A 19,641-nucleotide genomic window follows, 5' to 3' on the forward strand; every position below is an offset into this window, starting at 1 on the left:
AAGCGTCGGAGGTATATAAGAGACAGGGGGGACAGCCTGGACCACAGGCGCTCGGCGATCGACTCGCCTTGGGGCTCGCTGAGCTGGGGCAGGGCGTCGACCAGGCCCGCGATCAGGCGGCGGCCCGTGGCGGCCACGGAGGCGGGGTTGAGCTGGTAGCGGAGGGAGTCGGACGCGCCGAGAACGGTGGTGATCACTTGGAGGCGGTCGAGAGGCAGCAGGTCGCCGGGCAGCCCGCGCTGCGCGGTCATGGCGGCTCGCAGCGCGCCCGGCTCGCACCTCCAGACCGCCACCCGCCGGCTCCCGCCGCCCGCCGCGTCATCGCCCAGCACGGGCGTCGCGACATCACCGGCGGGTGGACGGGTGCAGGGGCGAACGGTTCGGGCGTCCTCGGAGGGGTGCGGGTCTAGCTCCGTCACCCGGGTGTCGCCGGGATCGCGGGTGTCTTCAGCGGACGGGCGGGGCCCGATGGAGTGGCGGGGGTCCGGCCAGAGGGCCGGGTCGCCGGTCCAGAGCCATTCGGCGACCGTCTCGAAGCCGGCCACCCGCGCCAGCCCCAGCACGTCGAGCCCCCGGTAGTACGGCCGGTCCACGCCCAGTGCCGTGATGCCCGACTCGATCACCAGCTCCGGCGGCTGGCTGCGCGGCCGTCCGCGCCGGGCCAGGCGCTCGATCTCCTCGGCGGAGAACAGGCTGCGGCGCCCGTCGTCGCCGTGCCGCCGCTGCAGCACCCCCCGGCTCACGTACGCGTAGAGCGTGGCGGGCTTCACGCCGAGCCGCTCCGCCGCCGTGGCCGCGTCGATCCACTCCACGCCCCTCAGCCTCCCAGGTTGATGAAAATCAATATTGATCCATGTTGAATGAGCATGTCAACGTGAAGGCATGCCAACAGTTCATTTCCTCGATGTGACCAACCGGGACGGCGTGCAGACCGCGCGCACCGGCCTGTCGAAGTTCGGCAAGACCATGGTCAACTTCTATCTGGCCAAGCTCGGCGTGGCGCAGTCCGAGATCGGTTTCCCGTTCCTGTTCCACGAGGTCCCCTACGTCAAGGCGCAGGTGGCGCTGGCCGAGGCGGGCGCGTTCGGGAGCCTCAGGCTGTCCGGCTGGTGCCGGGGGGTGCCGCAGGACGTGGAGCAGGCGGCGCCGCTCGGGCTGAAGCACTACAACCTGTCCATCTCGACGTCCGACTACATGATCCAGAACAAGTTCCGCGGCCGCCTGGACAGGGACGCGATCATCAGGGAGATGACGGCCGCGGTCCACGTGGCCAAGCAGGCCGGCGCGCTGACGGTCGGGGTCAACGCCGAGGACGGCTCGCGGACCGATGACGGGTTCCTGCTGGAGTTCGCGCTGGCGGCCAAGCAGGCGGGCGCGGACCGCGTACGGTATTGCGACACGATCGGCGGCGACACGCCCGACCGGATCCGCGAGCGCTTCGCCAAGCTGGCCGCGGGCACCTCGATGCCCGTCGAGACCCACTGCCACAACGACCTCGGCATGGCCGTGGCCAACTCCGTCTCAGGCGCGCTCGGCGACCTCGACGCCGGCCAGGACGCGTGGGTCAACACCTGCGTGAACGGCATAGGCGAGCGCTCGGGCAACGCCGACCTGCTGTCCACCATCCTGGCCTTCGAGCACGGCTTCGGACTCAACGCGAAGATCGGCGACGCGCTCGACCTGTCGTGGGCGCGCAGGTTCGCGCTGTGGGCGAGTTACGCGTTCGGGCAGCCGCTGCCGTACAACCAGGTCGGGGTGGGCCGCAACGCGTTCGCGCACGAGTCGGGCATCCACGCCGACGGCGCGCTGAAGGACCACGGCAACTACGAGCTGTACGACGAGGCGTCGCTGGGACCGTTCCCCGAGGACTGGCACGCGCGTCCCGGGCGGGTCGTGCTGACCGGCGAATACGGCGGCAAGGCCGGGTTCCGGCACGTCATGGACGGCCTCGGGGTCGAGGTGGCCGACGAGGACCTGGCGTTCCGGCTGGTCCAGCTCTGCAACGCGATGACCGGCAGGCCGCTCACCGACGACGAGCTTGGCCTGATCGCGGCCCACCCGCGCGAGCTGTCGCTGCTCTTCCCCGAATACCAGGTCTGACCGCGGCCGCTCAGGTGAGCGAGTCGTCGCCGGTCTCGGGCAGCGCGAGCACGCACAGCAGGCTCAGCACGGCCATGGCCGAGACGTAACCGCCGACGGCCAGCACGCCCAGGCCGCTGGCCTGCATGCTGGTGGCGACCAGCGGCGGCACGGCGCCGCCGAGCACCCCGCCGAGGCTGTAGGCGACCGACGCGCCGCTGTAGCGGAACTGGGTCTGGAACAGCTCGGGCAGGTACGCGCCCATCGGCCCGAAGATCAGGCCCATCAGGCCGAGCGCGCCGGCCAGCGCCAGCCCGACCAGGAAGATCGACTTGGTCTCCATCAGCGGGAACATCACCAGCCCCCACACGATCGCCACCACCGTGCCGGCGATCAGGGTGCGGCGGCGGCCCAGCCGATCGGAGACCATCGCGGAGGCCACCGTGCCCGCGGCCATGAACAGCACGCCGATCATGGTCAGGCCGAGCATGGTGGTCTTCGGGATCTTCAGGGTGGCCGTGCCGTAGGCCAGGCAGTAGGTGGTGGCGGTGTAGAAGAGCGTGTAGGCGATGGTCATCGCGCCCGCGCCCAGCAGCACGCGCCGCCACTGGTGCCTGATGAGCCCGGCGAACGGCACCTTGGCGATCCGCCGCTGGTCCATGGCCGCCTGGAAGACGGGGGTCTCGGAGATCTTCAGCCGTACGTACAGGCCGACGATCACGAGCAGCAGGCTCGCCACGAACGGCAGCCGCCACCCCCAGCTCCCGAACTGCCCGTCGCTCAGCGTCTCACCCAGGATGAGGAACAGCCCGTTCGCCACGACGAACCCGACCGACGGGCCGAGCTGGGGGAACATCGCGTACAGGCCGCGCTTGCCGGGCGGCGCGTGCTCGGTGGCCAGCAGCGCCGCGCCGCCCCATTCGCCGCCGAGCCCGATGCCCTGCGTGAAGCGCAGCAGCACCAGCAGCACCGGCGCGGCCACCCCGATCGCGGCGTAGCCGGGCAGCAGCCCGATCGCCACCGTCGAGAGCCCCATCACCAGCAGCGATATGACCAGCATGGACTTGCGGCCGACCCGGTCCCCCCAGTGGCCGAAGACGGCCGAGCCGAGCGGGCGGGAGATGAACGCCACGGCGAACGTCGAGAACGCGGCCAGGCTGCCCGCCGTCGGATCCATCTCGGGGAAGAAGGCCGAGTTGAGCACCAGGGCCGCGGCGGTGCCGTAGATGTAGAAGTCGTAGAACTCGATCGCGGTGCCGATGAGGCTGGCGGCCGCGATCCTGGACCGGCTCGGCGCCGCCGGTCGGGGGGAGGTCTTCATGATGTCTCACTATGCGGACTAGCGTCTTGTGAAGCGATACGGAGACGCTACCACCTGCGCAATGACACACTGTCAGGTGGTGGATCAAGAGAGAGGAGCGAGGCTTTGGGCGTCGATCTGGTCATCTTCGACTGCGACGGGGTGCTCGTGGACAGCGAGCCCATCTCCGTACGCCTGGGCACGGCCGCCCTGCGCCGGATCGGCTGGTCGATCGACGAGACCGAATACGCGGAACGGTTCGTGGGCTGCACGAACGAGTACTGGGCCGAGCAGATCGGCGAGACGCCGGCAGGCTGGCGGGAGCAGCTCATCGCCGACCACGCCGCGGCGATGAAGGCCGAGCTGTGCGCGGTCGCGGGCATCGAGCAGGCGCTCGACCAGCTCAGCGTGCCGAGCTGCGTGGCCTCGAACGGCCGGCACGTCACCATCCGCCACAGCCTGGAGCTGACGGGGCTGGCCGAGCGGTTCGCCGGGCGGGTGTTCAGCGCCGAGGACGTGGCCAGGGGCAAGCCGGCGCCCGACCTGTTCCTGCACGCGGCGGCCACGATGGGGGCGGAGCCGGAACGCTGCGTGGTGGTGGAGGACAGCCCGTTCGGGGTGATGGCGGCGATGAGCGCGGGCATGCGCTGCCTGGCCTTCGCCGGCGGCGTGACGCCCGCCTCCCGCCTGACCGGCCTGGGCGCCACCCTCTTCCACGACCCGGCCGCGATCCCCGAGCTGATCACGACCTTCGGCTGACCTCGGCTGCTACGAGGTCCGCGCCCGACCGTCGTCGTCGAGATAGTCGCGCCACGACCGCTTCGGGTTCCAGCCCAGCAGCCGGTGAGCCTTGGCGCACGAGATGCCCGAGGCGTCGGGGCGGCTGAGCGGGCGCAGCTCGATCTGGTCGCCGTACCGGCGTCGCATCGCCTCGGCGAAGTCGTGCCCGCCCGCGTTGTCGGGCGAGGCGATGTAGAACACCTCGTGGCCCGGCAGGGCTGACTCGGTGGCCAGGACGATCGCGTCCGCCAGGTCGTACACGTCGATGTAGCTCAGCAGCCCCGCCCCGAGCTCCGTGGCGTCCCGGACCTGCGGGCCGAGGTTGCGCTCGTAGTTGCCCTCCCACTGCACCCAGCTCGGCCGCAGCGAGATGCACCGGATGTCCGAGCGCCGCACCGCCGCGTCCATGAGCTGCTCGCCGAAGTGCTTGGCCAGCGCGTACGGATCCTGCGGCCGGATCGGGTGCTCCTCGTCGACCGGCGCGTAGTCGGGCAGGAAGGGCCGCTCGGGGAAGAAGAAGCCGGGCACGGTCTCGCTGGAGATGTTCACGAACCGGGAGACGCCCAGGCGGACCGCGGCCTCGATCATGTTGAACGTCGTCATCAGGTTGTTCTGGAAGACGACCTGCGGCGGGTTGGAGGTCGGTTCGGGGATGGCGGCGGCGTGCACGACCGCGTCCGCGCCGTGCACCACGGCGAACGCGTGCCCGGCGTCGGTCAGGTCGGCCTGCTTGTAGCCCGGCTCGCCGGGCTCGCGGCGCTCGAACACCGGGCGCGTGACATCGACGCCGGTGACCTCGTGACCGGCCGCGGCCAGGGCGTTGACGGCGGCCCGGCCCACCTTGCCATGGGCTCCGGTGACTACGACGCGCATGCGCTGCTCCTTAGACGAGGTCCCGTGCCCGGCAATCTATCTCCTGCGCCCGCCGGTTCCCGCCACCCCCCGAACCGTCTTTCATCCCGATACTCCGACCGTGGCGAGCGTGGAGCCCGCGCGGGTCTTGGTGACCTTGAGCTGAGCGGTGATCCGGGACCGCAGCTCGGCGACGTGGCTGACGATGCCCACCGCCCGCCCGCCGTCGCGCAGCCCGTCGAGGATGTCGAGCACGCCGTCGAGCGTGTCCTCGTCCAGGGTGCCGAAGCCCTCGTCCACGAACAGCGTGCCGATCTCCGCGCCGCCCGCCTCGGCCGTCACCACGTCGGCCAGCCCCAGGGCCAGCGCCAGCGAGGTGACGAAGCTCTCGCCGCCGGACAGGGTGGCCGGGTCGCGGTCGACGCCGGTCCAGCCGTCGGCCACGCGCAGGCCCAGGCCGCCGCCCGAGCGTCCGCGGGACCCCGCGGTCTTGCGCAGGTCGTGGCGCAGCAGGTAGCGGCCGGCCGACATGTGGCCGAGCCGCTCGTTCGCGGCGTCCACCACCTGCCGCAGGCGCTCGCCCAGCACGAACGACGACAGGCTCATGCTCCACTGGTTGTCGCTGGAGGTGCCGCTGGCCAGCGCCGCCATCCGCTCGGCCAGCCGGTGCCGCTCGGCCGCCGGGAGCCAGCGCTCGATGCAGGCGCTCAGCTCGGTGTGCAGCTCCTCCAGCCGCCCCGCCCTGGCCACCGCCCGGTCGAGGACGCTGGACAGCCGCGTGTAGGTCTCTTCCGCCAGGTCCCGCTCGGCCCCGATCGCCGCCAGGTCCGGGGCGGGCTCGGCCGCGGCGGCGACCAGCTCGGGCTCGGCCAGCGTCCTGGTGACGGCGGCGTGCTCGTCGTCCAGCCGCCGCAGCGCCTCCGCCCTGCGCTCCTGCTCGGCGGGGCTACGGTAGGCGGCCACCGCGTCCGCCACGTCCACGAACCCGGCCTCGGCCGCCGCCTCGGCGGCGGCCTGCTCGGCCCTGGCCAGCTCCGCGCCGGCCGCCACCGCCGCCTGCGTGGCCTCCAGCGCCTCGCGCAGCAGCTCGGCCTCGTCGTGCAGCCTGGACAGGCGGGCGGCCAGCGTCGGGTCGTCGCCACGCGCGGCGTCGAGCCTGGCGGCGAGCCGCCCGGCGTCGCCGCTCAGCTCCTCATGCCTGGTACGGCAGGCCGCCAGCCGGGCGGCGACCCTGCGCCCCTGCTCTTCGAGCTCCGCCCGCTCCCTCGTGAGCCGGGCCGCCTCCCCCGCCAGCACCGGCTCCCTGTCCGCCGAGCCGGTCAGCCTGCGCACCTCCCGCTCAGCGGCGGCCAGCACGGCACCACTGTCGAGCACGTCATCGGCAGGCGGGGCGGTCGTGGTGAGTCGGGTGCGGAGGCGGGTGCGTTCGGACTCCAGGTGGGCTCGGTGCGCGCGGTGGGCGGCGAGCGCTTCGGCGATCTCCCCGGACTGGTCGCGGACGCGTTCGCGCTCGCTCTCGATCCGGTCGAGCGCCGCCGCCAGGGCGGGCTCCCCGTCGGCCACCGCCTGGAGCCGGGCCAGCTCTTCCTCGGCCCGCAGGACCTGCTCCTCGGCGTCGCCGACGGCCAGATCCCCGGTGGTCTCGGCGGCGTCGGCGTGCCGGGACTCCAGCGAGGCCAGGGCGCGTTCGGCGGCCTCGCGATCGGACAGGGCGGCCTCGTGGGCGGCCTCGGCCTCGTGCTCGTCGTCGGCGGAAGGGGCGCTGGGCGCCGGGGAGGCCGGATGGGGGTGGTGGTCGGAGCCGCAGACCGCGCACGGCTGCCCGTCGGCCAGGTCGCGGGCCAGCTCCGCCGCCATGCCGTCGATCCGCGCCTGGCGCAGGTCGAGCCACCGCTCCCGCAGCGTCTGGGCGTGGTCGACGAGCACCTGGTGGGCGGCGACGGCCGCGTCCAGCTCGGCGGCCAGCGCCTCGCAGCGGTGCGCGGCCTCTCGCACGGCTCGGGCGGCGTCGAGACCCGCGACGGCCGCCGGGATCGCCGCCGCCTGCGCGCGTACGTCCGCCAGGGCGGCGCTCGCGTCGGCGATCCGTTCGGGGAGCTCGGAAGCGGTGGCGGACACCTCGGCCTCCCGCTGCGCCAGCGTGTCCAGCTCGGCCGCCAGCCTGGCCAGCTCGCCGTCGATCCCGATCAGGTCGGCCGCCGCGTCCCGCACGGCCTGGGCGGCGGGGATCCTGGCGGCGTCGAGTCGTGCCTCGGCGAGCCTGGCCTCGGCCTGGTTGATGAGGGCGGGCAGGGCGGCCAGCCGCGCGGCGAGGGACTCGTCGGCGCTGACCAGCTCGGCCAGCTCGCCTTCGACGCGGAGCAGGTCACGCCGGACGACCGAGAGCCTGGCCTCCTCGGTGAGCAGCTCGGACAGCCGCGCGATCTCCGCCTGCCGCTGCCGCTCGAAGGCCGCCAGCTCGGCCGCCGACGGCCGGGCACTCGCGGCGGCCGGCCCGTCCGGCGGCGACCCGACTCCCTGCGGCCCACCGGGCACACCGACCGGAGACGACCCGTAAGGGCCGTGAAGTCCCTGAAGTCCGTGAGGGCCTTGAGCAGAGGCCCGCGCGTCCGATGCCGGACCCGGTCCGTAAGGAGAGGACAGAGCATCGGGAGTCGGGCCCGGTCCGTGAGCAGCGGGCCGCGCGTCCGATGTTGTCGTGAGGAGTGGGCGGGCGCGGGCCAGGGCGTCGGCGACCAGGGTGCGGGCCTTGGCGGCGGCCTCCGAGCGCTGCCTGGCCGCCGTCACGAGCGGCAGCACGCGATCGGCCCGGGCCGCGTCGTCGAGGATCGCCTGCAGGTCGGCCCGCTCGTCCGCGCGCTCGTCGAGCGTGCGCCGGCGGGTCAGCGCCTCGGCATGGCGATGCTGCCGCTCGGCCAGCGCGGCGGCCTGGTCGAAGCGCAGGCGCGCCGAGCGCGAGGCCGCATCCGCGGCCGCGTGCTCGCCGGTGACCCGCCCCACGACCGCCCGCGCGGCGTCGAGCAGCGCTCCCGACCAGCGCAGAGGGTCGTCCTCAGGCGTGCACGGCTCCGCCTGGCCGGCTTCGGCGGGCGGTTGGGCGACGGCCGCCAGCAGGGCTTGCCCCGCGGCCTCCTCCACCCTCTTGACCGCGTAGTCCACCTCCTGGCGCAGCTCCTGCGCCCGCCGCCACGCCAGCTTGCGGTGCTCGGCCAGCCACGACTCGGCCTGCGTGAAGATCTTGACGGTGAACAGCCGCTCCAGCAGCTTGGCCCGGTCGTCGCCATCGGCCCGCAGGAACCGGGCGAAGTCACCCTGAGGCAGCATGGCCACCTGGCAGAACTGGTCGGCGTTCATGCCGAGCAGCCCGCCCACCAGATCGCCCGCCTCGTCCAGCCGGGTGGTCAGCCCCTGCCAGGCCGACCCGCGCCACTCTGCCACGACGACCTTGGACTTCTCCTCCGTGACCCCCGCGCCGCGCAGCTTGGGCCGCTGCCAGGACGGCGAGCGCTGGATGCGGAGTAACCGGCCGCGGATGGACACCTCCAGCGTGACCGACGGCCCGGCCGAGGGCGGGGCGTGGTCGCAGCGCAGGCTGCGGGCGCTGTTGCGCTGCCCGGGCACCTGGCCGTAGAGGGCGAAGCAGAGCGCGTCGAGGATCGTGGTCTTGCCCGCTCCCGTCGGCCCGTGCACGAGGAAGAGCCCCGCCTCGGCCAGAGCGTCGAAGTCGACCGTCTCCGAGCCGGGAAAGGACCCGAACGCCGTCAGCGAGAGCCGGTGCGGCCGCATCTATGCCATCGTCTCCTTCGCCCTCGATGCCTCGATCGCCTGTCTTAGCAGGTCTTCCTCCTCAGGTGCGGCAGGCTCGCCGCGCACCTCCCGGACGAAATCGAGAGCGACTTCCGACTCGGGTCGCCCGCTGAGCCGGGCGGGCTGGGCGGCAGGGGCCGCGCCGGCCGGGTCGAAGACGAGGGCGAGGGCGTGCGGGAAGCGGGCGCGCAGCCGCTCCATGGCGGATTTGGGGCGGACGGCGTCGGTCAGGGTGACCTGGAGCCAGTGGTCCTCGACAGCGGTGTAGCGCGGCAGCGTCAGCAGCTCCTCCAGCTCACCCCGCACCCGCCCCACCGCCCTCGGCACCGGCGCGGGCACGAACTCCGCCTCGGGAGGCCCGTCGGCGCCGCCCGGCGGCAGGGTGACCAGCCACGAGCCCTTCACGTGGCCGGCCTCGGAGAAGGAGTAGGCCAGCGGCGAGCCGGAGTAGCGCACCGTCTCGGACATGCGCTGGCGCCCGTGCAGATGGCCGAGCGCGACGTAGCCGACCCCGTCGAAGGCCCGCAGGGGCACATTGGCCACCCCGCCCACGCTGATGTCGCGCTCGCTGTCGCTGGCCTGGCCGCCCGTCACGAAGCAGTGGGACAGGACGACCGAGGCGCGGTGGCGCGCGGCGTCGGCCCGGATCCGCGACATCGCGTACGAGATCGCCTCCGCGTGGCTGCGGCCGGGCAGCTCCCAGCCGGCCCTGACCAGCTCGGGCTCCAGGTAGGGGATGCCGTAGAAGGCGACGTCGTCGATCAGCACGGGCTCCCACGAGGCGTCGGGTGAGGTGCGCACGTGCACGCCGGACGCCTCGAACAGCGCCGAGCCGAACCTGAGCCGCAGCGCCGAGTCGTGGTTGCCGCTGATCAGCACCACCCTGGCCCCCGCCGAGCGCAGCCGCGCGAGCGCGTCGTCGAGCAGGGCCACCGCGTCGACCGGCGGCAGCGCCCGGTCGTAGACGTCGCCCGCGACCGCCACCACGTCCACCCGCTCGGCCCGCACCGTCTCCACCAGGTGGTCGACGAACGCCGCCTGGCCCGCCAGGAGGCTCTCGCGGTGGAACGAGCGGCCCAGGTGCCAGTCGGAGGTGTGCAGGATCCGCATGTCGCAGGAAACTAACAGCTCTCACTGACAAATACGGCCCCTGCCGTCCCAGGAGCCGGGAGTAGGCTGGAAGATCCGCGGGCAAACCAACGCACATGGGGAGGCCGATGCGCACTGGCCGTGGCACCTTGAGCGTCGCCGCCGGCCTGGTGCTGGTGGCGCTTGCGTCGGTCGGTTACGTGTTGCCGCCCGCGTTCGACCCTCCGCCGCTCAAAGTCGATCCAGCCTTCCAGGCGATCCCGCCGCAGCCGCCGGGCGAGCTGCGGCCGGTGGTGGCCGTCGACCCGCTCCGCCGGGAGGAGGTCTCGGTCGCGGGAGAGGGCCAGCGACTGGAGGGGACCCTCCGGGCGCCGGTGACTCCTGGGCGGCATCCGGCGATGGTGTTCGTGTCGGGGTCGGGCAACGGGTCGCGCACGGAGTTCACGCCGCAGGCCGAGTTCCTCGCCAAGGCGGGCGTGGTGACGATCGCGTTCGACAAGCGCACGGTCGGCTACGACTTCCGCGAGCGGGACTTCGGGCTGCTCGCCGACGACGCGCTGCGGATGGTGGAATACCTGCGCACCCGTCCGGAGGTGGACCCGGCGCGCATCGGGCTGTGGGGGGTCAGCGAGGGCGGCTGGGTGGTCCCCATCGCGGCGGCCAAGAGCGCGTCGGTGGGCTTCGCGGTGCTGGTGTCCTCGCCGAACGTCTCCCCGATCAGGCAGGTCGCCTGGGCGCTGAACGAGCAGTTGCTCAGGCTCCGGGCCCCCATCGGCGCCCGCGACCTGCTGACCAGGGCGATGGGCGGGGTCGGCTTCAACTTCCTGCGCTACGACGCGATGCCCGCGTTAAGCCAGATCAAGCAGCCGGTCCTCGCGTTCTACGGCACCACCGACCCGTCGATCCCCTTCGTCGAGTCCACCAAGGCCCTCATCTCCGCGCTCGACACCGCGGGCAACGACGACTACACCATCCGCTTCATGGCCAAGGGCGACCACGCCATGCGGGTCAACGGCGGCGAATTCACCAAGGGCTATCTCGAGACCCTCACCAACTGGATCACCGGTCTGCCGGGCACGGCCAGGCCCGCCGTGCACCTGGCGGGCGCCACCCCCGTCCAGCGGTTCGAGGCCAGCGACGTGCCCGCGGCCCCCTGGTACGCGGGCGGCACGATGCTCGGCCTGACGATCTGCCTGGCCGCCGTCGGCTACGTGGCCGGCCCGGTCGCCGCCATGGTCGTCCGCCTGCGCGGCCGCCCCCACGTGCCCGTCGAGACCAACGCCAGGCTGTGGCCGCCGATCAGGCGCCGGCTGAGCAGGATGGCCTGGACCGGCCTGGGCCTGCTGCTGTCGGTGGTGGCGTTCATCATGCTGCTGGTGCTGTTCTCGGTGAACCAGGCCGGCGCCTGGCCCGCGGTGCTGGCCGGCTGGCTGGTCGTGCGCCTGCTGGCCGTGCTGATGCTGATCCAGGAGGTGACGGCGGTGGCCGCGTTCGTGTCGGCGCTGCGCGAGGGCATGCGGCCGGGCCGCTGGCAGCACGTGGCGGTGGCCGGCGTGCTCGGCGGCACGGGGCTGCTGCTCGTGGCCGCGGCCTACTACGGGCTGTTCGCCTTCCCCTGGTAGCGCGGGCCGCTACCGGTCCTGGTCCGCCGAGCGCGGGCCGAGATAGGCGTTCATCCAGCGGTCCATCTCGGCGAACACCTGCTTGCGCACCGGCTCCGCCGACAACACCAGATCGTGTACGCCGTCAGCGATGCGCACGCACGTGACGTGCGGCCCGACGCAGGCCGACCAGCGGGCGATCTGCCGGGGGTCGAGCACGATGTCGGCCGAGCGCGCCTCCGGCACGAAGTCGCGTACCCGCAGCCCGTTGGCCGAGGCCAGCACGAGGACCGGCGCGTCCACGTTCAGCCCCGCGTGCAGCCGCCGCTGTCCTCTGCGGACGGCGGCCAGCCACATGGCGTGCACCGAGAACCCGCCCAGCGGCTTCAGCTCCAGGTCGTAGTCCCACTCGCCCTGCTCGCTGAGGTGCAGCGTCCGCCCGTAGACGTTGCTCGCGCCGAGCGGGAGCGGCCGGCGGCTGTAGGACAGCGGCGTCTTGAGCAGGTCGGCGGCCAGGCGGAGCGGCGCGGGCACGTTCAGGTCGAAGAAGGGGCTGTTGAGCACCAGCCCCTGCACCACCCCCCGGCCGCGCACCCGGTCGGCCCACAGGGCGGCGATCAGGCCGCCGGTCGAGTGGGCGTTGATCGTCAGCTCGTCGTGGTCCCGCCGGATGATCCGGACGGCCTGGTCGATCTCGGGGAAGTAGTCGGTGATGCTCCTGATCAGGCCCCTGGTCTGGTGCGGGAGCAGGGAACGGCCGTATTTGCGCAGGTCCAGCGCGTAGAAGTCGATGCCGCGCTGGACGTAGTGCTCGGCCAGGTGGTCCTGGAAGAAGTAGTCGGTGAATCCGTGCAGGTAGAGGACCGCCCGGCGGGATCCGGCCTTCCTGGAGACCAGCGTCGCGACGACCTCTCCCTCGAAGTCGTCCGGCAGGGACAGCACGGTGATCTCGTACATGCTAGCCACCATAGGGATTTTCCGGCCAGATCGGCACTCCGGGCGGCAGGTCCGTGCTCACCTTCATCGGGAATTCGGCCTGCCGCTTCTCCAGGAACGCCGTCACGCCCTCGACCGTGTCGGCCGCGCCGCCCAGCTCGGCCATGAGCCGGGAGTCGGCCGCGTGCGCCTCCCACGGCGAGGCCGCCGACAGGCCCGACCACATCAGCCGGCGGATGGCCGCGACGGAGACGGCCGAGGTGTTGGCGGCGATCTCGTGGGCCAGCGCGTACGCGGCCGGCAGCAGCTCGCCGTCCGGGTACACGCGCGAGACCAGCCGCCCTCCGAGCGCCTCGGCGGCCGGGAAGACGCGGCCGGTCGCGGCCCACTCCATGGCCTGGGCGATGCCGACGATCCTGGGCAGGAACCAGCTCGACGCGGCCTCGGTGACGATCCCGCGCCTGGCGAACACGAACCCGAACTTCGCCGACTCCGCGGCGAGCCTGACGTCCATGGGCAGCGTCATCGTGACGCCCACGCCGACGGCGGGCCCGTTGATCGCGCCGATGACCGGCTTGAGCGACCTGGCGATCCTGAGCGCGACCGTGCCGCCGCCGTCGCGCGGCGCGCCGTCCACCAGCTCGCCGGGCTCTTTGTGGCCGAACGTCCCGCCGCCGCCGCTCAGATCCGCCCCCGCGCAGAAGGCGCGGCCCGCCCCGGTGACCACCACGGCGCGGACCTCGTCATCGGCGTCCGCGCGGTCGAAAGCTTCGATCAACTCCCCACGCATCGTAAAGGTGAAGGCGTTGAGCCGTTCGGGGCGCTTCAATGTGATGGTGGCGACGTGGTCGGCCACGGCGTACTCGATCTCGGAGAAGCCCATGGTCCGAATCTTATTCGGTTACTGATGTTCACCCTCCGATAAAGACATATTTCGTATTCGGTGCGTAGGCTGCCGCCTCTATTCGGACCTAAAGTGGACCGCGTCCAGCGGTTCACCGCGGTTTGCACCTACGGTGGTTCGCGGGGAAACGGGGAAGAGGCGTGCAGCAGGCAAGGGAACCGGTAGGCGCCACGGCGCTCCTCGGGTGGCTGGCGCTCGCGGCGTTGGTGCCGGGCGCCGCCCATCTGCGCGCCGGCTGGCGCAGGACGGGCCTCGTCCTGGTCTCCTGCTACCTGGCCGGGCTGCTGGGGCTGCTCGCCTTCGGCCTGACGACCGACAACCTGCTCGGCTCCCTGACCGAGAACTCCTGGCTCACCGCGATCGTGGCCGGCTCCTCCGTGCTGGGGCTGGCGTGGTTCGCCCTCGTCGTGCACTCGTTCGTCGTGCTGCGGCCCGGCCGGCTCCCGCAGACCGGGCAGATCGCCGCCGGCACCGTGGCGGGGCTGCTCGCCGTCGTCGTGGTGGTGCCCTTCGGGGTGGTCGCTCAATACGTGTGGGCCTCCCAGCAGGCGCTCAACAACATCTTCCAGGAGCCGCCGCCCGACGAGGAGTCACCGGCCGTGGCGCAGCCCAAGCCGGAGGACCCGTGGGCGGGGCGGCAGCGGGTCAACATCCTGCTGCTCGGCGGCGACGCCGACGACAACAGGACCGGCGTCCGTACCGACAGCATGAACCTGGCCAGCGTCGACGTGAAGACCGGCAACACCGTGCTGTTCAGCCTGCCGCGCAACCTGGAGGACGTCCGCTTCCGCCCCGGCACGCCGATGGCCCAGCACTTCCCCAACGGCTTCCGGCTCCCCACCGACCCGGGTGGCGGGCGCAGCGACCTGCTCAACAGCGTCTGGGAGTACGCCGACGCCCACCCGGAGATCTTCAACGGCAAGCAGCACCAGGGCCCCAAGGTCCTCATGGACACGATCGGCTACACCCTCGGCGTCAAGGTCGACTGGTACGCCCTGGTCAACATGTGGGGCTTCGCCCGCCTCATCGACGCCATCGGCGGCGTCACGATCACCGTCGAGAAGGACGTCGTCTTCGGCAAATACAACGAGGGCCTGGTCAAGGCGGGCACGCGCAAGCTGAAGGGCGCCGACGCGATGTGGTACGCCCGCTCGCGCACCTACAGCGACGACTACACCCGGATGCGCCGCCAGCGCTGCGTGCTCGGCGCCATCCTCGACCAGGCGGACCCGGGGACGGTGCTGACCAGGTTCAACCAGATCGCACTGGCCACGAAAGAGCTGATCAGGACCGACATCCCGCGCTCGATGCTGAAGAACCTGGTCCCGCTCGCGCTCAAGGTCAAGAACGCCAAGGTGGCCAGCGTCCAGTTCGTGCCGCCGCTGATCAACACCGGCTACCCCGACTGGGACAAGATCCGCGACATCGCGGACAAGGCCCTGCACGACTCGGCCGCCACGAAACCGCCCGTCGCCGCCTCCGCCTCCGCCGACCCCTCGGTCTCCCCCTCACCGAAGAAGTCCACGAAGAAGCCGGCCAAGCAGCAGGGCGACGACCCGACCAAGGGCCTCACGGAGGGCTGCGGCGGCGCCCTGTGACCTTCAGCCGTCACCGGGCCGCAGGAACCTGGTCCGGCCGTCCACGGGCACCGCCGCCATCATCTCCTGAAGTTCGGCGGTCACCACGGGTTCACGGCCGAGGACGATGTCCTCGATCCGGCTGCTGACCTGTCCCGATCGCGGGTCCACCGCCTCGAACGTACGCGCGCCGAGACCACCACCCGGCGCATCGAGCCGGAACACGCCGAGCCCTTCGCTGATCTCGTACGAATGCGGACCGACCCGGCGATATCCCCGCTCCTCGGGGTCACCCAGAGGCCCGAAGACGTCCTCCAGCACGGCCGTGACCGTCGGCGCGGCAGGCAACGGCTGAGCGCCGACCTGCCGGGAGGTGTCGTCCCAGCGGATCATCCGCTCCTCCCCCTCCTGCCACTGCGTCCAGCTCATCAACCGGCCGTCCGCCCCGACCTGCACCGAGACCAGCGCCACCACGTCCTCGGCCCTGGCCTCGACGTCCATCAGCACCGTCGAGCGCCGCCGATCGGCCCCTCGCCCATACTCGGTCAGGGTGAACCGGACGCTGATCGTACGAATGTGATCGCTCACCTGTCGCCCAGCATTCGTGGTCGATGAGCCCGCGCACACCAGGACGATGATCACCGCCAGGGCGACCAGCCTCACCGGCGAGGCGAGCGGGGGACGGACGGACCACACATCCCGATCAGCAGGTGATCCGCTGTACATGGCTACTGGTGACGTCGGATCCTGTCGTTCCGTTTTGCCACCAAATCTTATGTTCCGACTCCGTATGATAATTGTAAGTGCCTGATCCGGCGCAATTCCAGACGGCACTGGAATACACCGCCGACCTTCCCGTCACCGTGGTCGGATCGTCCGCCAGACGCTGCAATCCCCACCACCGCTGACGAACCAGCCTGGCATTCACGTACAGCTTCGGCTCTTTTGTGAGGCACTTATCAGACCCTTCTCCTGCGATCTGGGTCCGGCCGCGGGCACGATCAGGATCTTCCGATCTGACCCAGCACCCCTCCACCCTCCTTGCCGAGACCTCCGCCTGCAAGGGAGTGAGGACCTTCTGCTTCGCCTCGGGTCCTTGCTGGTCAAAGCCCGGGTCGGCGAAGACGGCGGATGCCGCATGGGCTTGACCGTTCACGAAGGCCAACCCAGTCATGCCGAACGAGATTCCGATGACCGTGAGGGCGCGCGGCATCGCCCGAACTCTTCCTCCTGCCATACCGATCAGCTCCGAACGACAATTGAGAGTGGGATCGGTTGCATCGCACAAGTGACGCTAGGACTGCCGGAGTGAGAGGGTCAACGACAATCAACGACATTCATCTGCCTGGTATTTCTGGCTATTTCTCGATGCTCGGGACGATCCGCCCCACGGGGGCGCCGCCGCCCAGCACGTCCACCCGCGCGAACGCCGCCGCCCCGCTCACATCGCAGCCCATCCGGCCGAGCACGTCCAGCGCGACCACCGTGGTGGCCCGCGGGCTGCCGTCTATGACCTTCACCGCCACCGCGTGCCCCGACTCCAGCGCCACCACCAGCACGCCCTCCGCCCCGCCCTTGGCCACGGCCCCCGGCAGCGCCCGCATCAGCTCCGTGTTCTGGTGACCGGTCCCGCCCACGTACTCGGGATGCGCGCGCATCGCGTCGGCGACCTGGCGCGGCGCGCTGCCCGGCGCGGCCAGCACCAGCGCCTGCACCGCCCGCGCCAGCCCCGTCAGCGACAGGCCGAACAGCGGCGCCCCGCACCCGTCCACCGCCACGTGCGCCGCCTTCTCCCCCGCCAGCTCCTCGGTGACCGAACGCACCTTGAGCTGCAGGGGATGATCGGCCGAAAGGTAACCCGGCACGTCCCAGTCATTGGCCACGCAGGCGGCCAGCATGGCGGCGTGCTTGCCCGAGCAGTTCATCCGCTCGCGCGAGACGTCCCGCCCCTGCCTGATCAGCTCGTACATCGTGGGCTGGTCCTCCGGCCACGACGCCGGGCAGGCCAGCGCCCCGGTGTCCAGGCCGTAGTCGGCGAGCAGCTCGCGTACCACGTGCACGTGGAAGTCCTCGCCCGTGTGACTGCCGGCCGCGATCGCCAGCCGCGGCCCCGCCAGGGCCGCGCCGGCGGTCAGGCAGGCCAGCGCCTGGAACGGCTTGGCCGACGAGCGCGGCAGCACCGCCGCCTCCACCTGGCCGAGCGCCACCTCCGTACGCCCCGACGGCCCCAGGCCGACGGCGCTGCCGTAGTGGCGGCTCTCCACGAATCCCGAGCGGATCACCTCGGCGAGCAGGGCGAGATCAGGCACCTGCGGATCTCCTTCTGAGCGTGACGGGCTGGCGGGCCTCCAGCGTGCGGGCCAGCTTGGACAGCGACGCGTTGACCACCAGATAGATCAGCGCGACGACCAGGTACGTCTGGATGAGCAGGCCGTTGTACGCGGCCAACACCTTGCCGCTGTAGAGCAGCTCGCCGTAACTCACGACGAACCCGAGCGAGGTGTCCTTGAGCAGGCCGACCGACTGGCTGACGATCGACGGCAGCACCCGGCGGGCCGCCTGCGGCAGCACGACCAGGCGCATCGTCTGCCCATACGTCAGGCCGACGGCCAGGCCCGCCTCGGTCTGGCCGCGCTCGACCGACCTGATGCCCGCGCGGAAGATCTCGGCGAACGCCGCCGCGTTCGAGATCGTCAGCGGTACGGCCAGCTTCCAGAACAGCGGCAGATCCAGCCCGTACCGGGGCAGCGCGAACAGCACCACGTACACCAGCAGCAGCGCGGGAATGACCCGGACCACCTCGACGTAGGCGGCGGCCGGGCCGCGCACCCACCGCCGCGGCGAGAGCCGGCCCAGCGCCAGGACCAGCCCGAACGCCATCGACAACGCCGCCGACACGACGGCCGCCAGGAACGTCGACCACAGCCCCGTCAGCAGGTAACGCCACATCGGCCAGGTCCCGTACGGCTCCCAGCGAGCCGCGTCCAGCTGCCCGTTCGCCCCGAACTGCCGAACGGCCAGGGCGACGAGCGCGACGGCGGCCAGCGTGCCGGCGACGGTGGCCACGCGGATGCGCCGCCTCGCCTTCGGCCCCGGCTCGTCGAACAACGCGGTACTCGTCATCGAAGGATCACCAGCCTGCGTTCGAGCCGTCCCGTCACGAACCCGGCCACCGCCGCGATCAGCGCGTAGGCCACGCCCGCCCCCACGAAGATGGGAATCGGCTGGGCCTCGACCAGGTTCACCCGGTGCGCGGCCGCCGTCAGGTCCACCACCCCGACCGCCGCCGCGAGCGCGGTGTTCATGGCGGTGGCGATGAAGATATTGCCGAGCGGCTGGACGACCGTGCGCAGCGCCTGCGGCAGGATCACGTGCCGCAGCGACTGGCCGAACGTCAGCCCGATCGCCCGCGCCGCCTCGCCCTGCCCCTTCGACACCGAGTTCACGCCGGAGCGCAGGGCCTCGGCGATGTAGGCGGCCTCGTACACGGCGATGACCACGATCGCCGTCGTCATCAGCCCGGCCTGCACGCCGATCTCCGGCAGGCCGAAGAACGCGAGCACGAGCAGCACGAGCAGCGGCAGGTTCTGGAACGTCTCCACGTACGCCGTGCCGATGGCCCGCAGCACCCGGACCGGGCTGACCCGCAGGGCGGTGACCAGCACCCCCAGCACCGCCGCGCCCGCGAACGACGCGGCGGTGAGCTGGAGCGTCACGATCAGGCCCTGCCACAGCTCCGGCAGGTGATCGAGGAGGACGGGCATCAGGACCCCGGCACGGAGCCGATCTGCGGCGGCTGCGGCGCCTCGCCGGTCACCACCGTGCCGATCGAGGTCTTCCAGATCTCCTGCCAGACACCCGCGTCCTGCAGCTTCTTCAGCCAGGCGTTGGTGAAGGACTTGAACTGGTCGTCACCGTGCTTGAGCCCGATTCCGTACGGATCCACCGTGAACGGCTTCGTCACGATCTCCAGCGACGGATCCTTCTTGGCGTCGGCGATCAGGATCGTCTCGTCCTGCACGTACGCGACGCCGCGATCCTGCTTCAGCGCCTGCACGCACTCGGGGTCGCTCCCGAACGTGATGATCTCCGCCTGCGGCGCCAGCTTCTTGATCGCCGGGATGGCCGGGGTGTTCGCCCCCGCCAGGACCTTCTTGCCGTTCAGGTCCTCCGGCTTGGCGATGCCCGTCGTGCCCTTCTTCACCGCGATCGTCAGACCCGAGGTGTAGTACGGGCCCGCGAACGCCACCTGCTTCGCCCGCTCCTCGGTGATCGTGTACGTCTGGAACACCACGTCCACGGTCCCGTTGGCGAGCAACGCCTCCCGGGTCTCCGACGCCGAATTGACGATCTTGACCTTGGGCTCGCCGAGGATGTACTTGGCCAGCGCCTTGCCCATCGCCGCGTCGAACCCCTCGACCTCGCCGGTGGCGGGGTTCTGCTGGGAGAGCAGGGGCGCGTCCAGCGAGCCGCCCACGAGGAGCTCGCCGCGCTGCTTGATCTTCTCCATGGTCGATCCGGGCAGGATCTCGGCCGCCGTCGCGACGGGCGCCTTGGCCAGGACGTCGCTCTTCGGGGACTCTCCGCCGGGCACACCGGGCACGGCGGGGCTGCTCGACTCGCCACAGGCCGCAAGGGCTAACACCGAAAGCGCGGCGACAGCGACAAACCTCTTCATGAACGTCCACTTCCTTCGATTTCGAAGATAAGCCGGAC

Annotated in this window: 17 protein-coding genes; 4 read left to right on the top strand and 13 right to left on the bottom strand. The window is 71.6% G+C overall.

All coding sequences use genetic code 11. From position 1 onward, the window contains the following. The coding region (locus ETD85_RS28795) for a helix-turn-helix domain-containing protein (protein ID WP_138692926.1) at nt 1-812 on the bottom strand (812 nt) is incomplete at its 3' end. Nucleotides 813-882: 70 nt separating this feature from the next. On the opposite strand from ETD85_RS28795, the gene ETD85_RS28800 reads away from it, so the two are divergent. Beyond that, nucleotides 883-2,100, top strand: a complete 1,218-nt coding sequence (locus tag ETD85_RS28800; protein ID WP_138692927.1) for a LeuA family protein — start codon at nt 883-885, stop codon at nt 2,098-2,100. A 10-nt stretch (nt 2,101-2,110) separates the two neighbouring features. On the opposite strand, the gene ETD85_RS28805 is transcribed toward ETD85_RS28800, so the two are convergent. Beyond that, complete coding sequence (locus tag ETD85_RS28805; RefSeq protein WP_138692928.1) at nt 2,111-3,400, bottom strand: MFS transporter; 1,290 nt, start codon at nt 3,398-3,400, stop codon at nt 2,111-2,113. 105 nt (nt 3,401-3,505) lie between these two features. On the opposite strand from ETD85_RS28805, the gene ETD85_RS28810 reads away from it, so the two are divergent. Continuing rightward, nucleotides 3,506-4,138, top strand: a complete 633-nt coding sequence (locus ETD85_RS28810; RefSeq protein WP_138692929.1) for an HAD family hydrolase — start codon at nt 3,506-3,508, stop codon at nt 4,136-4,138. A 9-nt stretch (nt 4,139-4,147) separates the two neighbouring features. On the opposite strand, the gene ETD85_RS28815 is transcribed toward ETD85_RS28810, so the two are convergent. The 3 genes from ETD85_RS28815 to ETD85_RS28825 all read right to left on the bottom strand — a co-directional run bounded on the left by ETD85_RS28815 (nt 4,148) and on the right by ETD85_RS28825 (nt 9,928). Next, a complete protein-coding gene (locus ETD85_RS28815) occupies nt 4,148-5,032 on the bottom strand; it encodes an NAD-dependent epimerase/dehydratase family protein (protein WP_138692930.1) in 885 nt (294 codons plus the stop codon). An 81-nt stretch (nt 5,033-5,113) separates the two neighbouring features. Further along, nucleotides 5,114-8,797, bottom strand: a complete 3,684-nt coding sequence (locus ETD85_RS28820; protein ID WP_138692931.1) for an AAA family ATPase — start codon at nt 8,795-8,797, stop codon at nt 5,114-5,116. Further along, nucleotides 8,798-9,928, bottom strand: coding sequence for an exonuclease SbcCD subunit D (locus ETD85_RS28825; protein WP_138692932.1), 1,131 nt, complete (start codon nt 9,926-9,928; stop codon nt 8,798-8,800). Between the two features lie 107 nt (nt 9,929-10,035). Here ETD85_RS28825 and ETD85_RS28830 point away from each other — a divergent pair, with 107 nt between their 5' ends. Then, on the top strand, nt 10,036-11,529 hold the full coding sequence (locus ETD85_RS28830) for an alpha/beta hydrolase family protein (RefSeq protein ID WP_138692933.1): 1,494 nt from the start codon (nt 10,036-10,038) through the stop codon (nt 11,527-11,529). Nucleotides 11,530-11,538: 9 nt separating this feature from the next. On the opposite strand, the gene ETD85_RS28835 is transcribed toward ETD85_RS28830, so the two are convergent. After that, complete coding sequence (locus ETD85_RS28835) at nt 11,539-12,465, bottom strand: alpha/beta hydrolase (RefSeq protein WP_138692934.1); 927 nt, start codon at nt 12,463-12,465, stop codon at nt 11,539-11,541. A gap of 1 nt (nt 12,466) precedes the next feature. Next, a complete protein-coding gene (locus tag ETD85_RS28840) occupies nt 12,467-13,327 on the bottom strand; it encodes a crotonase/enoyl-CoA hydratase family protein (RefSeq protein ID WP_138692935.1) in 861 nt (286 codons plus the stop codon). 161 nt (nt 13,328-13,488) lie between these two features. Between ETD85_RS28840 and ETD85_RS28845 the strand changes: the two genes are divergently transcribed. Continuing rightward, nucleotides 13,489-14,946: an LCP family protein gene (locus ETD85_RS28845; protein ID WP_138692936.1), complete on the top strand. Its 1,458-nt coding sequence runs from the start codon at nt 13,489-13,491 to the stop codon at nt 14,944-14,946. A 3-nt stretch (nt 14,947-14,949) separates the two neighbouring features. On the opposite strand, the gene ETD85_RS28850 is transcribed toward ETD85_RS28845, so the two are convergent. From ETD85_RS28850 to ETD85_RS28875, 6 genes are all read right to left on the bottom strand, one after another. Next, on the bottom strand, nt 14,950-15,513 hold the full coding sequence (locus ETD85_RS28850; RefSeq protein ID WP_138692937.1) for a hypothetical protein: 564 nt from the start codon (nt 15,511-15,513) through the stop codon (nt 14,950-14,952). A gap of 115 nt (nt 15,514-15,628) precedes the next feature. After that, nucleotides 15,629-16,138, bottom strand: coding sequence for a hypothetical protein (locus ETD85_RS28855; RefSeq protein WP_138692938.1), 510 nt, complete (start codon nt 16,136-16,138; stop codon nt 15,629-15,631). A gap of 145 nt (nt 16,139-16,283) precedes the next feature. Beyond that, nucleotides 16,284-17,234, bottom strand: a complete 951-nt coding sequence (locus ETD85_RS28860; protein ID WP_138692939.1) for an asparaginase — start codon at nt 17,232-17,234, stop codon at nt 16,284-16,286. Beyond that, complete coding sequence (locus tag ETD85_RS28865; protein WP_138692940.1) at nt 17,227-18,048, bottom strand: amino acid ABC transporter permease; 822 nt, start codon at nt 18,046-18,048, stop codon at nt 17,227-17,229. The genes ETD85_RS28860 and ETD85_RS28865 overlap by 8 nt, the downstream gene beginning before the upstream one ends. Next, nucleotides 18,045-18,689: an amino acid ABC transporter permease gene (locus tag ETD85_RS28870; protein WP_138692941.1), complete on the bottom strand. Its 645-nt coding sequence runs from the start codon at nt 18,687-18,689 to the stop codon at nt 18,045-18,047. Before ETD85_RS28870 ends, ETD85_RS28865 begins: the two co-directional genes overlap by 4 nt. Next, on the bottom strand, nt 18,689-19,603 hold the full coding sequence (locus ETD85_RS28875) for a glutamate ABC transporter substrate-binding protein (protein ID WP_138692942.1): 915 nt from the start codon (nt 19,601-19,603) through the stop codon (nt 18,689-18,691). The genes ETD85_RS28870 and ETD85_RS28875 overlap by 1 nt, the downstream gene beginning before the upstream one ends. Between the last annotated feature and the right edge of the window lie 38 nt (nt 19,604-19,641).

It is taken from the genome of Nonomuraea zeae (assembly GCF_005889725.1).
GTDB lineage: Bacteria > Actinomycetota > Actinomycetes > Streptosporangiales > Streptosporangiaceae > Nonomuraea > Nonomuraea zeae.

Bases quoted from the DNA above. Each gene is read 5' to 3' on its own strand.
- ETD85_RS28800 (WP_138692927.1), top strand. From the start codon at position 883: ATGCCAACAGTTCATTTCCTCGATGTGACCAACCGGGACGGCGTGCAG.
- ETD85_RS28805 (WP_138692928.1), bottom strand. From the start codon at position 3,400: ATGAAGACCTCCCCCCGACCGGCGGCGCCGAGCCGGTCCAGGATCGCG.
- ETD85_RS28815 (WP_138692930.1), bottom strand. From the start codon at position 5,032: ATGCGCGTCGTAGTCACCGGAGCCCATGGCAAGGTGGGCCGGGCCGCC.
- ETD85_RS28820 (WP_138692931.1), bottom strand. From the start codon at position 8,797: ATGCGGCCGCACCGGCTCTCGCTGACGGCGTTCGGGTCCTTTCCCGGC.
- ETD85_RS28825 (WP_138692932.1), bottom strand. From the start codon at position 9,928: ATGCGGATCCTGCACACCTCCGACTGGCACCTGGGCCGCTCGTTCCAC.
- ETD85_RS28830 (WP_138692933.1), top strand. From the start codon at position 10,036: ATGCGCACTGGCCGTGGCACCTTGAGCGTCGCCGCCGGCCTGGTGCTG.
- ETD85_RS28835 (WP_138692934.1), bottom strand. From the start codon at position 12,465: ATGTACGAGATCACCGTGCTGTCCCTGCCGGACGACTTCGAGGGAGAG.
- ETD85_RS28840 (WP_138692935.1), bottom strand. From the start codon at position 13,327: ATGGGCTTCTCCGAGATCGAGTACGCCGTGGCCGACCACGTCGCCACC.
- ETD85_RS28855 (WP_138692938.1), bottom strand. From the start codon at position 16,138: ATGCCGCGCGCCCTCACGGTCATCGGAATCTCGTTCGGCATGACTGGG.
- ETD85_RS28865 (WP_138692940.1), bottom strand. From the start codon at position 18,048: ATGACGAGTACCGCGTTGTTCGACGAGCCGGGGCCGAAGGCGAGGCGG.
- ETD85_RS28870 (WP_138692941.1), bottom strand. From the start codon at position 18,689: ATGCCCGTCCTCCTCGATCACCTGCCGGAGCTGTGGCAGGGCCTGATC.
- ETD85_RS28875 (WP_138692942.1), bottom strand. From the start codon at position 19,603: ATGAAGAGGTTTGTCGCTGTCGCCGCGCTTTCGGTGTTAGCCCTTGCG.